The 12,262-nt window shown below is 67.9% G+C and carries 8 protein-coding genes; 7 read left to right on the top strand and 1 reads right to left on the bottom strand.

From position 1 onward, the window contains the following. Positions 1 to 7: 7 nt before the first annotated feature. On the bottom strand, positions 8 to 2,167 hold the full coding sequence (locus ASC92_RS21620) for an indolepyruvate ferredoxin oxidoreductase subunit alpha (protein ID WP_056519735.1): 2,160 nt from the start codon (positions 2,165 to 2,167) through the stop codon (positions 8 to 10). 90 nt (positions 2,168 to 2,257) lie between these two features. On the opposite strand from ASC92_RS21620, the gene ASC92_RS21615 reads away from it, so the two are divergent. The 7 genes from ASC92_RS21615 (at position 2,258) to ASC92_RS21585 (ending at position 12,159) form a co-directional block, all read left to right on the top strand. Then, entirely contained in the window at positions 2,258 to 3,175 is a 918-nt protein-coding gene (locus tag ASC92_RS21615; RefSeq protein ID WP_056519731.1) for a LysR family transcriptional regulator, read from the top strand. Positions 3,176 to 3,239: 64 nt separating this feature from the next. Beyond that, positions 3,240 to 4,493: an Nramp family divalent metal transporter gene (locus tag ASC92_RS21610; protein ID WP_200936014.1), complete on the top strand. Its 1,254-nt coding sequence runs from the start codon at positions 3,240 to 3,242 to the stop codon at positions 4,491 to 4,493. A gap of 10 nt (positions 4,494 to 4,503) precedes the next feature. Further along, the gene (locus ASC92_RS21605) at positions 4,504 to 5,283 is read left to right on the top strand and encodes a sulfite exporter TauE/SafE family protein (RefSeq protein ID WP_082519668.1); all 780 of its coding nucleotides are present in this window, start codon (positions 4,504 to 4,506) and stop codon (positions 5,281 to 5,283) included. 174 nt (positions 5,284 to 5,457) lie between these two features. Next, positions 5,458 to 7,065, top strand: a complete 1,608-nt coding sequence (xdhA, locus tag ASC92_RS21600; protein ID WP_056519725.1) for a xanthine dehydrogenase small subunit — start codon at positions 5,458 to 5,460, stop codon at positions 7,063 to 7,065. A 2-nt stretch (positions 7,066 to 7,067) separates the two neighbouring features. Continuing rightward, positions 7,068 to 9,518, top strand: a complete 2,451-nt coding sequence (gene xdhB / locus ASC92_RS21595; RefSeq protein ID WP_056519722.1) for a xanthine dehydrogenase molybdopterin binding subunit — start codon at positions 7,068 to 7,070, stop codon at positions 9,516 to 9,518. Between the two features lie 162 nt (positions 9,519 to 9,680). Continuing rightward, positions 9,681 to 10,682, top strand: a complete 1,002-nt coding sequence (locus ASC92_RS21590) for a LysR family transcriptional regulator (RefSeq protein WP_007838608.1) — start codon at positions 9,681 to 9,683, stop codon at positions 10,680 to 10,682. A 79-nt stretch (positions 10,683 to 10,761) separates the two neighbouring features. Continuing rightward, positions 10,762 to 12,159, top strand: coding sequence for an NCS2 family permease (locus ASC92_RS21585; protein WP_056519719.1), 1,398 nt, complete (start codon positions 10,762 to 10,764; stop codon positions 12,157 to 12,159). Positions 12,160 to 12,262 lie beyond the last annotated feature (103 nt).

Below are 12,262 nucleotides of genomic sequence, written 5' to 3'. Positions count from 1 at the left end.
TCGCTCCTCATGCCGGTTGAAGCGCACGAACGAACGCGCCGCGCAGTCCATGCAGCAGCCGTTCGTGCCACTTCGGGTTCTGCACCACCTCGGCCCGGTAGAAGCTAGGGCACAACGTGGCCGCGTGCGCATTCGCGCCGCACAGCCCGCAGCCCACGCAGCCGTCGATCACGGTGGCCACAGGGTCGACCTTGAGCGGATCGGGGTTGTCCTTGAGCGTGAGCGTCGGGCAGCCCGACAGGCGGATGCAGGCGTGGTCGCCATTGCACACGTCCTCGTCAACGCCGTACTTCACGCGCACCACGCGCTCGCCGCGTTGAAGCAGGCCGGCGAGCCACGGCTTGATGCGGCGCTGGCGTTCGAGCTGGCATTCGCCTTCGGCGATCACTACCTTCAGGCCGTTGAAGTCGCTGGTGAGCGCCTCGGTGAGCGTCTTGCGCATGCGCTCCACGTCATAGGTGGTGACGGTGCGCATCCACTTCACGCCCAGGCCCTTCAGCGTGTCCTCGATGGTCTGGTTCTTGTCGACCAGGCTCTGCTGCTTGTCGACGGCGCGCTCCTTTGTCTCGTCGTCGGGCGTGGAGATGATGTCCTGCGTGCCGGTGGCCGAGGTGTAGCCGTTCTTGAAGATCAGCAGCACCGCGTCGTCGCCGTTGAACAGCGCGCTCTGCACGCCGGTGAGCAGCCCGTTGTGCCAGAAGCCGCCGTCGCCCATGATCGACAGGGTGCGGCGGTTCATCATCGGCGCGACGCCCGCGCGGCTCGCGAGGCTCATGCCGTAGCCGAGGATCGAGTGGCCCATCGAGAAGGGCTCGAAGGTGCCGAAGGCGTGGCAGCCGATGTCGGCCGCGATGTGCACCGGGCCGGTCTCCTGCTGCGCGAGCTTGAGGGCCGAGAACACGGGCCGCTCCGGGCAGCCGATGCAGAAGCTCGGCGGCCGGTTGGGCAGCGGTGTGGCCAGCTGCCGCGCCACCGCTTCGCGGCGTTCGCGATTGCCGGCCAGCCAGGCCTGCGCGGAAGACAGAGCCTCGCTCGCCATGATGTACTGCGCGGCGAATTTGCCGATGCCGCCCGACAGCACTTCGACGCCGTACTCGCCCGCCGACGGCAGCATGTCCTTGCCATGCAGCGGCGTCTGGATGTCGCGCCGGCGCAGCAGCGTAGCGATGTCCTGCTCGATGTATTCGGGCTGCCCTTCCTCCACCACCAGAACCGCGCGCTTGCCCACGCAGAAGTCGGCGACCTGCTCCGGCACCAGCGGATAGGTCACGTTGAGCACGAGGATGGGGATGTCCGTGTCGCCGAAGGCATCGGCCAGGCCCTGCTGCTGCAGGCTGCGGATCAGCGCGTTGTAAAGCCCGCCCTGTACAACGATGCCGAGGTCCGCGTGGCGCCCGCCGGGCATCAGCTCGTTGAGGCCGTGCTCGACGATGTAGCGGCGCGCCGCCGGCATGCGCTCGTCGCCCTTGAGCTTCTCGTGGCGGAAGGTGACGGGCGGGTGTGCGAGCCGCATGTAGTCGAAGCCCGCGGGCTCGGCCATCAGCGCGCGGGTCGAGACGGCGGGCGCGATGTTGTTCTTGCACTCGAAGCTGCCGCGCACGTGGCAGGTGCGGATGCGCAGTTCCATGAGGCAGGGCATGTTCGAGCTCTCGGACAGGCGGAAGCCTTCCTCCACCATGCGCACCATCACGCCGAGGTCGGGCCGCGGGTCGAGCAGGCACATGCTCGACTTGAGCGCATAGGCGTGCGTGCGCTCCTGGATCACGCTGGCGCCTTCGCCGTAGTCCTCGCCCACAACGACCAGCACACCGCCCGTCACGCCCGGCGAAGAGAGGTTGGAGAGCGCATCGGCCGCCACGTTGGTGCCGACTATCGACTTCCAGGTGACTGCGCCGCGCAGCGGGTAGTGGATGGACGCGCCGAGCATCGCGGCGGCCGACGCCTCGTTCGAGCAGGCCTCCACGTGCACGCCCAGCTCGTCCATGTAGGCCTTGCCCTGGACCATCACGTCGAGCAGGTGCGACACCGGCGCCCCCTGGTAGCCGCCGACGTAGGCCACGCCCGACTGCAGCAGGCCCTTGGTGATCGCGAGGATGCCCTCGCCGTGGAAGGTGTCGCCTGCGCCGAGGCGCAGCATCTCCACTTCCTTGCTGAATGAAACTTCCATCGTGTCTCGCCGTGTTCTGGTCTTGAGGGGGAACGCGTCAGTGTGGTTGGTGCGGCGCCATACTTCAATAAGATAATCCGGCTATCCAATATGAACTCAGTGCATATCGACGAGGTGGACCTCAACCTGCTGCGGCTCTTCGATGCGGTCTACCGAGCCCGCAGCGTGAGCCGCGCGGCCGAGGCGCTGGGCCTGACGCAGCCGGCGGCCAGCCATGGCCTGACGCGGCTGCGCCTGCTGCTGGGCGATGCGCTCTTCACGCGCACCCCGGGCGGCGTGGCGCCGACGCCGCGCGCCGAGCGGCTGGCGGTGTCGGTGCAGTCGGCACTGGCCACGCTGCAGCAGGCGCTGAGCGAGCCCGAGCGCTTCGACCCGGCGGCCACGCGCAAGCTGTTCCGCATCCACATGAGCGACATCGGCGAGGGGCGCTTCCTGCCGGCGCTGATGGCGCGGCTGCGCGAGCTGTCGCCCGGCGTGCGGGTCGAGACCATGCCGCTGGCGGCGGGCGACATTGCCACCGCGCTGGACAGCGGCAAGATCGATTTCGCCTTCGGTTTCTTGCCCCGCGTGAAGGACACGCAGCGCGCCCAGCTGCTGAAAGACCGCTACATCGTGCTGCTGCGCAAGGACCACCCCTTCCTGAAGCGCCGGCGCAGCGGCCAGGCGCTGCTCGAAGCACTGCAGGAGCTCGATTACGTGGCCGTGCGCACGCACGCCGACACCCTGCGCATCCTGCAGTTGATGAACCTCGAGGACCGGGTGCGCCTGACCACCGAGCATTTCATGGTGCTGCCGGCCATCGTGCGCGCGACCGACCTGGCGGTGGTGATGCCGCGCAACATCGCGCGCGGCTTTGCCGGGGAGGGCGGCCATGCCATCGTCGAGCCGCCGTTTCCGCTGCGCGACTTCACGGTGTCGCTGCACTGGAGCAAGCGCTTTGAGGCCGACCCGGGCAACCGCTGGCTGCGGCAGGTCATCACGGCGCTGTTCTCGGAGAAGGCGCCATGAAAAGCCATGTGCCTGCGCGCGGTTCATGTACTGGTCAGGCTCGGCATGCCACCATCGGGCGAACATGAAAAAACGCATTCCCTCCTTCCTGCGCCACGTCGGCCCGGGCGTTGTCACCGGCGCGGCCGACGACGATCCGTCGGGCATCGCGACCTACACCCAGGCCGGGGCGCAGTTCGGCACCGGGCTGCTGTGGACGGTGTTCCTGTCGCTGCCGTTCATGGTGGCGATCCAGCTGGTGTCGGCGCGCATCGGGCGCGTGACCGGCAAGGGCGTGGCGGCCAACCTGCGCGAGCACATGCCGCGGAGCCTTTTGATCGCGCTGGTCTTCCTGCTGGTGGTGGCGAACACCATCAACATCGCGGCCGACATTGCGGCGATGGGGGAGGCGCTGCAGCTGGTGGTGGGTGGCGGGGCGCATTTCCACGCGCTGGTTTTCGGCGTGGTGACGGTGCTGCTGCAGGTGTTCGTGCCGTACCGCAAGCTGGCGCACATCCTCAAGTGGTTGACGCTCACGCTGTTCGCCTACGTTGCCGCGGTGTTCGCGGTGCAGGTGGAATGGGCGCGGGTGCTGCACGACCTCGTGGTGCCCAGGCTGCAATGGAGCGGCGATTACTGGATGATGATCGTGGCGCTTCTGGGCACCACGATCTCGCCCTACCTGTTCTTCTGGCAGGCGTCGCAGGAAGTCGAGGAGCTCCGGCTCAAGGGCGGGCGGCGCGGAACCGACGAGCAGGTGCGGCACGACCTGAAGCGCGTGCGCCTCGACACCTGGGTGGGCATGACCTTCTCCAACCTCATTGCGTTCTTCGTGATGGTGGTGGGCGCGTCGGTGCTGTACTCGGCGGGGGTGCACGACGTGACCTCCGCGGCGCAGGCGGCCGAGGCGCTGCGTCCGCTGGCAGGTGACTTCGCCTTCTGGCTGTTTGCCGGCGGGATCGTCGCGACAGGGCTGCTGGCCGTTCCCGTGCTCGCCTCTTCGGCCGCCTATGCGGTGGCCGAGGCCTTCGGCTGGGAAGAGGGGCTGGAACGGCACTGGCGGGAGGCCAAGGAGTTCTACGGAATCATCGCCGTGGCCACGCTGGTCGGCACGGCGTTGGACTTCACGCCCGTCGATCCCATGAAGGCGCTCTACTGGAGCGCGGTCATCAACGGGGTGGTCGCGGTGCCGATCATGGCGGCCATGATGGTTCTCGTGACGCGGGAGAAGGTGATGGGCGTGTTCACCTCCGGGCGCCGGACCCGGTGGCTCGGCTGGGGCGGCACCGCCCTGATGGGATTCGCGGCCCTGATGATGGGCTGGGACATGATGCGCTGAGACCGGATCCGTGCAAGCGATTCTTTCGGGGGCCGGCCCGGTGCTGGTCTTCATGGCCTGCGTTGCGCTCGCCACCTACGCGCAGAACCTCACGGGCTTTGCATTCAGCCTGATCCTGCTCGGGCTGGTATCGGTGTTCCACGTGGCCAGCGTGAGCGACGCGGCCAACGCCGCCACGGTGCTGAGCCTGATCAACGCATTGACGTACTTCCGCGCCCGGCCCGGCGTGGTGCCCTGGCAGCTCATGAAGCCGGCGCTCAACGGCAGCACGGCCGGCGTGATCGTCGGGCTCGTGCTGCTCACCTGGCTCAGCGGCGACGCGGTCGACTGGCTGCGCGGGCTGCTGGGCGTGTCGATCCTGGGCTGCGCGGTGCTGCTGGTGCTGCAGGCCAGGCCGCTGCCGGCGGTGTCCGGCCGCGCGAGCTTCGCCGTCGTCGGCGGGTTGTCGGGCGTGCTGGGCGGGTTGTTCTCGAGCTCGGGGCCGCCCATCGTCTTCCACATGTACCGCCAGCCGCTGGACCGCGAGCTGGTGCGCCGCGCGCTGCTGCTGATGTTCGCGTTCAACTCGCTGGTGCGGCTCGTGATCGTGGTGCCGACGGGGCACTTCTCGTGGCGAGCGGCGCTGCTGGCCGGCTGCGCGATGCCGGTCGTCTACGGCGCGACGCGGCTGCACCACCGGCTGCCGAACAGGCTGCAGCCGCGCACGCTCAAATGGCTGGTCGGTGGCCTGCTCGCGGCGGCGGGTTCCACGCTGGTCGCCACGGCGTGGGTGGCCATCGCGCACAGCTGACCGCCGACGGGGCCTTCGCGTGGCCCGGGAATTGCAGCATGCGCGCAAGGGTTTCCCCGTACGTGGCATACCGACCCCCACATACGCGTTATGGGCGCCCCCGTATGCAAGACCCCGGACAAGCCGCTAACGTCCATGACTGACCCACGACGGGTCTCCCACGAGCCCAAAAGCATGAGCACCGACAGCAGCACCAGCAGCAGCCAGATTCAACCGATCCGCTTCTTCCATCGCGGAAGGATCGTCGACGTCACCGGCGTCCACCCGACCCGTTCCGTGCTCGACTGGCTGCGCGAGGACGCCCGCTGCACCGGCACCAAGGAAGGCTGCAACGAGGGTGACTGCGGCGCCTGCACCATCGTCATCGGCGAACTCGCCACCGACCCCGACGCCGAAGGCACCATCGGCGGGCTGAACCTGCAGACCGTGAACGCCTGCATCCAGTTTCTTCCCACGCTGCATGGCAAGGCGCTGTTCACGGTCGAGGACCTGAAGAGCCAATGCAAGATCCAGAAGACCGCTGAAAAGAAGCAGCATGCCGTGCACGCGCTGCACCCGGTCCAGCAGGCCATGGTCGACTGCCACGGCTCGCAGTGCGGCTTCTGCACGCCCGGCTTCGTGATGTCGCTGTGGTCCGCCTACGAGCACCACCAGGCCGAAGGCACGCAGCCCACGCGCCAGCAGCTGGCCGACGAGCTGTCGGGCAACCTGTGCCGCTGCACCGGCTACCGGCCGATCCTCGATGCCGGGCAGCGCATGTTCGACCTGCCGGCCGTGCGCCTTGACACGAAACCGGTGGTCGCGGCGCTCACCGCGCTGCAGAACGACGGGTTCGACTACGCCGCGCCGCTCGGCGCGCGCATCGACCACTTCCATGCGCCGAAGACGCTGGCCCAGCTCGCCGCATTGCGCGAACAGAAGCCGCGCGCCCAGCTGTTGGCCGGCTCGACCGACGTCGGCCTCTGGGTCAACAAGCAGTTCCGCGACCTGGGCGACATCATCTACGTGGGCGACGTGGCCGAAATGAAGACCATCGAAGACCGCAAGGACGAGCTCTACATCGGCGCCGGCGCCTCGCTCGAATCCGCCTTTGCCGCGCTGGTCGAGCGCGTGCCGAGCCTGTCCGATGTGTGGCTGCGCTTCGCCTCGCCGCCGATCCGCCATGCCGGCACCATGGGCGGCAACGTCGCCAACGGCTCGCCCATCGGCGATTCGCCGCCGGTGCTGATGTCGCTCGATGCACAGATCGAGCTGCGCCGCGGCGATGCGGTGCGCCGCATGCCGCTGTCCGAGTTCTATCTCGACTACATGAAGAACCAGCTGCAGCCGGGCGAGTTCGTCCAGGGGCTGGCCGTTCCGCACGCTGCGCTGCATCGCCAGGTGCGCGCCTACAAGATCAGCAAGCGCTTCGACTGCGACATCTCGGCGCTGTGCGCGGGCTTCGCCATCGAGCTCGAAGCCGGCAGCGACACGGTCAAGGCCGTGCGCCTGGCCTTCGGCGGCATGGCCGCCATCGTCAAGCGCGCCGCGAACGCAGAGGCGGCGCTGGTCGGCAAGCCATGGACGCAGGCCAGCGTTGCCACCGCCAAGCTCGCGCTGGCACAGGACTTCAAGCCGCTGTCGGACATGCGCGCCTCGGCCGACTACCGGCTGCAGGTGGCGCAGAACCTGATTCAACGGCTCTGGCTCGAGACCCGCGCCGAAGACGCACTGTCCCTCGAAGAAACCAGTGTCTGGAGCGTGATGCCCCATGCCACCAAGGCCGCCGCCGAAGGAGTCTGACCATGAACAAACCCATCGACGCCCGCCTGCTGCAGCCCGCCGAGGCCTTTGCCGATTACCTGGCCAACACCGCCGCGCGCATCGACGTCGGCGCCGAGGCGCTCGCGCACGATCTTGGCGCGCGTGTCGGCATCAGCCGGCCGCACGAGTCGGCCCACCTGCACGTGGCCGGTGAGGCGACCTACATCGACGACATTCCTGAACTCGCCGGCACGCTGCACTGCGCGCTGGGCCTGTCCCCGGCCGCCAACGGCCGCGTCGCGGCGCTGTCGCTCGACGCCATCCGTGCGATGCCCGGCGTGGTCGCGGTGCTCACGGCCGATGACATTCCCGGCACGAACGATTGCGGCTCGATCGTCCACGACGACCCGATCCTGCTGCCCGTGAACCACGGCGGAGAGATCCGCTACCTCGGACAACCCGTGTTCGCCGTGATCGCCGAGACGCGCGATGCCGCGCGCCGCGCCGCTGCAAAAGCCAAGGACGTGCTGACCATCGAGGCGCAGCCGCCCGTGCTCACACCACAGGCAGCGCACGAGCGCGGCCAGTACGTGGTGCCGCCGATGCACATCGTGCGCAGCGGAGGCAGCGCCAACGAGGGCGACGAGGCCGCAGTGCGCGCCGCCATCGCGAAGGCGCCGCACCGCCACAAGGCCACGCTCGACGTGGGCGGGCAGGAGCAGTTCTACCTGGAAGGCCAGATCAGCTACGCCATTCCGAAGGAAGGCGGCGCGCTGCACATCCACTGCTCGACGCAGCACCCGAGCGAGATGCAGCACCTGGTGGCGCATGCGCTGCACCTGCAGTCGAACGAAGTGCATGTCGAATGCCGGCGCATGGGCGGCGGCTTCGGCGGCAAAGAATCGCAATCGGCGTTGTTCGCCTGCGTGGCGGCCATCGCGGCGCGGCAGCTGCAGCGCCCGGTCAAGCTGCGGCTCGACCGCGACGACGACTTCATGATCACCGGCCGGCGCCACTGCTTCTGGTACGAGTACGAGGTGGGCTACGACGACGAGGGCCGCATCCTCGGCGCGGAGATCACCATGGTCTCGCGCGCCGGCCACTCGGCCGACCTGTCGGGTCCGGTGATGACGCGCGCGCTGTGCCACTTCGACAACGCCTACTGGCTGCCCAACGTGGCCATGCACGGCTTCTCGGGCAAGACCAACACGCAGAGCAACACGGCGTTCCGCGGCTTCGGCGGCCCGCAGGGCGCCATCGCCATCGAGAACATCATGGACTCGGTGGCGCGCGAACTGAAGTGCGACCCGCTCGACGTGCGGCGCGTCAACTTCTACGGCAAGACCGAAAACAACGTCACGCCGTACCGCCAGACCGTGACCGACAACATCGTCCATGAACTCGTGGCCGAGCTGGAAGCCAGCAGCGACTACCGTGCGCGGCGCGAAGACATCGCGGCCTTCAACAAGACGAGCGTGGTGCTCAAGCGCGGCCTCGCGCTGGCGCCGCTGAAGTTCGGCATCTCGTTCAACGTGAAGCACTTCAACCAGGCCGGCGCGCTGGTGCATGTGTACACCGACGGCTCGATCCTCGTGAACCACGGCGGCACCGAGATGGGGCAGGGCCTGAACACCAAGGTGGCGCAGGTGGTGGCGCACGAGCTGGGCGTGAGCTTCGAGCGCGTGCGCGTCACCGCGACCGACACCACCAAGGTGGCGAACACCTCGGCCACGGCTGCATCGACCGGCGCCGACCTGAACGGCAAGGCCGCGCAGGACGCGGCCCGCCAGATCCGCGAGCGCCTGGCCGAATGCGCGGCCGAGCGCCATGGCGGCAAGGCCGGCGAGGTGCGCTTCGCGAACGACAAGGTCGAGGTCAATGGCCGTTCGCTGGCCTTCAGCACCGTGGTGGGCGAGGCGTACCTTGACCGCAAGCAGCTGTGGTCCGATGGTTTCTACGCCACGCCCGGCCTGAGCTGGGACAAGGACAGGATGCAGGGCCGCCCGTTCTTCTACTACGCGTACGGCGCGGCGGTGAGCGAGGTGATCGTCGACACGCTCACCGGCGAATGGAAGCTGCTGCGCGCCGACATCCTGCACGACGCGGGCAAGTCGCTGAACCCGGCGGTGGACATCGGCCAGGTCGAAGGTGCCTTCATCCAGGGCATGGGCTGGCTCACCACCGAGGAACTGGTGTGGCATCCGCAAAGCGGCATGCTCACCACGCACGCGCCCAGCACCTACAAGATCCCGACCGCCAACGACTGCCCGCCGGTATTCAACGTGCGCCTGTTCGAAGGCCAGAATTTCGAGGACTCGATCCACCGCAGCAAGGCCGTGGGCGAGCCGCCGCTCTTGCTGCCGTTCTCGGTGTTCTTCGCGATCCGCGACGCGGTGTCGGCCGCGGGCGGCCACCGCATCGATCCGCCGCTGAAGGCGCCGGCCACGAGCGAGTCGATCCTTCGTGCGATTACCGCTGTCCAGTCCGCATAGTCACTCGTAGACTTTGGCGCATGTCCGAAGTTCTCCCAATGCCCTACCTCCTGATCCCATTCGCGAAACACCGCGGAACCGGCTTCGCCGGGCCGCTGGTGTTGCCCCCGGCAGGGGGTTGGCGAAGCGACACGAAGTGCGCGAAGACCGGGGGGCAGCCACATGCGTGACCAGGCACTTTTCGACAAGATCGACCTGCACCTCATCCGGGTGCTTCACACCGTGCTGACAGACCGCAGCGTCTCGCGCGCCGCCATTCGCCTGGGCATGTACCAGCCGGCCGTTTCGGCCGCGCTGAAGCGCCTGCGCGAGCTGTCGGGCGATCCGCTGCTGGTGCGCTCGGGCTCGGGCATGGTGCCGACCGATGCGGGGCTGCGCATGATCGAGCCGGCCGCCAGCATCCTGCGTGCGGCCGAGATGCTGTTCTCGGATGCGCGCGGCTTCGAGCCGCAGTCGGCGGCCACCACCTTCCGCATCGCGGCCAGCGATTACATGGACCCGCTGTTTCTGCCGATGCTGGTGGCGCACGTGAAGCGCGAGGCGCCGCTGTGCCAGATCGAGATCCATGCGCTCACACCCGACTCGGACTACCACGGCCACCTCGCGCTCGGCCAGGTCGACCTGGTGATCGGCAACTGGCTCAAACCGCCGGAAGACCTGCACATGGCGCGGCTCTTCGGCGACGAGGTGGTGTCTCTGGTCAACAAGGACCATCCGGCGGTGCGCCGCGGCTGGGACCTGGAGACCTGGCTCGCGGCCGAACACATCGCGCCCACGCCCATGCACCCCGGCGGGCGCGGCATCATCGACCAGATGCTCGACGAGCTGGGCCGGCAGCGCAACATCACGGCGCGCTGCGCGCACTTCAGCCTCATTCCGGACATGGTGGCCTCCAGCCTGCTGGTGCTGACCACCGGGCGCCAGTACTGCGAGCGCTTCGCGTCGCGGTTGCCGCTGAAGATTCTCGATTGCCCGGTGGCGCTGCCGCGCCTCATGTACTACCAGCTCTGGCACGAACGCACTCATTCGTCGAGCTCGGCGCGCTGGCTGCGCGAATGCATCAAGGACGTGGCGGCGTCGCTGCGGCCAACGGTTTCCGCCCTGTCCGGTGTATCCGGCGCCGCAACGCGCCTGCCCGCCGCGCCTGAAACCTTCGATCCCTGAGAGATCCCCGTTCGCGCCGGCGTCGTGAGCGGGGGCAACGATGAAGCAACCGCCACTACAACAGCTGGAGACAAGCGAAATGAGTACGTTCGAACAGGCGCCGCAGGGCGCCGATCCCCGCACGCCGGGGCATGTCGAGTCCGCGCGTGCGCGTGCGGCCGTGAGCGGTGCAAGCGGCCCGGGCCTGCTTGAACGCGTGTTCAAGCTCAGCGCGCACAACACCACGGTGCGCACCGAAGTCATCGCGGGGCTCACCACCTTCCTGACGATGGCCTACATCATCTTCGTGAACCCCTCGATCCTGGGCGACGCGGGCATGCCGAAGGGCTCGGTCTTCGTGGCCACCTGCCTCATTGCGGCGTTGGGCACGCTGATCATGGGCCTGTATGCCAACTACCCGATCGCCATGGCGCCGGGCATGGGCCTGAACGCCTACTTCGCCTACGTGGTGGTGCTCGGCATGGGCTACACGTGGCAGGTCGCGCTGGGCGCGGTGTTCATCTCGGGCTGCCTGTTCCTGATCGTCACGGTCACGGGGTTGCGGGAGTTGTTCATACAGGGCATACCGCAGTCGCTGCGAACGGCGATCACGGTGGGCATCGGCATGTTCCTGGCGCTCATCGCATTGAAGAGCGCGGGCGTCGTCGCGGCTTCGCCGGCCACCTTCGTCACGCTGGGCGACCTGCATTCGGCGCCGGTGGTGCTGGCCACGCTGGGCTTCCTCATCATCGTGGCGCTCGACAAGCTCAAGGTGCGCGGCGCGATCCTGATCGGCATCGTCACGGTGACCGTGCTGTCGTTCTTCGGCGGCAACAAGTTCCACGGCGTGTTCGACGCGCCGCCGTCCATCGCGCCGACCTTCATGCAGCTCGACATCCTGGGTGCGCTGAAGGGCGGCATCCTGAACGTGGTGCTCGTGTTCTTCCTGGTCGAGATGTTCGACGCCACCGGCACGCTGATGGGCGTGGCCAAGCGCGCCGGCCTGCTGGTGCCGGGCAAGATGGAGCGCATGAACAAGGCGCTGCTGGCCGACAGCGGTGCGATCTTCGCGGGCTCGCTGCTCGGCACCTCGAGCACCACGGCCTATGTGGAAAGCGCGGCCGGCGTGCAGGCGGGCGGACGCACCGGCCTCACGGCCGTGGTGGTGGCGCTGCTGTTCCTGGCCTGCCTGATGATCTCGCCGCTCGCGGGATCGGTGCCGGCCTACGCCACCGCGCCGGCGCTGCTCTTCGTGGGCTGCCTGATGCTGCGCGACTTGGTCGAGCTCGACTGGGAAGACACGACCGAGGTGATTCCGGCCGCCGTCACCGCGTTGACGATGCCCTTCACCTATTCGATCGCCAACGGCCTGGCATTCGGCTTCATCACGTATGCCGTGCTGAAGCTCTGCACCGGGCGGGCACGGGAAGTGCATGCGATGGTCTGGGTCATCGCTGCCGTGTTCCTGTTCAAGTTCGCCTACATCGGCGGACACTGACTTGAACTGAGCAAAGCGCCGTCGGGCGCCGATGGTCGCGGGGACGTTATTAAACTGATAGCTGTTTCCGCTTTGTTGCTGTTGACGAGACAAAAATCCACGA

It is taken from the genome of Variovorax sp. Root411, assembly GCF_001425205.1.
Classification (GTDB): Bacteria; Pseudomonadota; Gammaproteobacteria; order Burkholderiales; family Burkholderiaceae_C; genus Variovorax.
This window is presented reverse-complemented; position numbering and strand designations above follow the sequence as displayed.

Coding starts and splice junctions, on each gene's coding strand:
- xdhB (WP_056519722.1), top strand. CDS start 7,068: ATGAACAAACCCATCGACGCCCGCCTGCTGCAGCCCGCCGAGGCCTTT.
- xdhA (WP_056519725.1), top strand. CDS start 5,458: ATGAGCACCGACAGCAGCACCAGCAGCAGCCAGATTCAACCGATCCGC.
- ASC92_RS21610 (WP_200936014.1), top strand. CDS start 3,240: ATGAAAAAACGCATTCCCTCCTTCCTGCGCCACGTCGGCCCGGGCGTT.
- ASC92_RS21585 (WP_056519719.1), top strand. CDS start 10,762: ATGAGTACGTTCGAACAGGCGCCGCAGGGCGCCGATCCCCGCACGCCG.
- ASC92_RS21615 (WP_056519731.1), top strand. CDS start 2,258: ATGAACTCAGTGCATATCGACGAGGTGGACCTCAACCTGCTGCGGCTC.
- ASC92_RS21590 (WP_007838608.1), top strand. CDS start 9,681: ATGCGTGACCAGGCACTTTTCGACAAGATCGACCTGCACCTCATCCGG.
- ASC92_RS21620 (WP_056519735.1), bottom strand. CDS start 2,167: ATGGAAGTTTCATTCAGCAAGGAAGTGGAGATGCTGCGCCTCGGCGCA.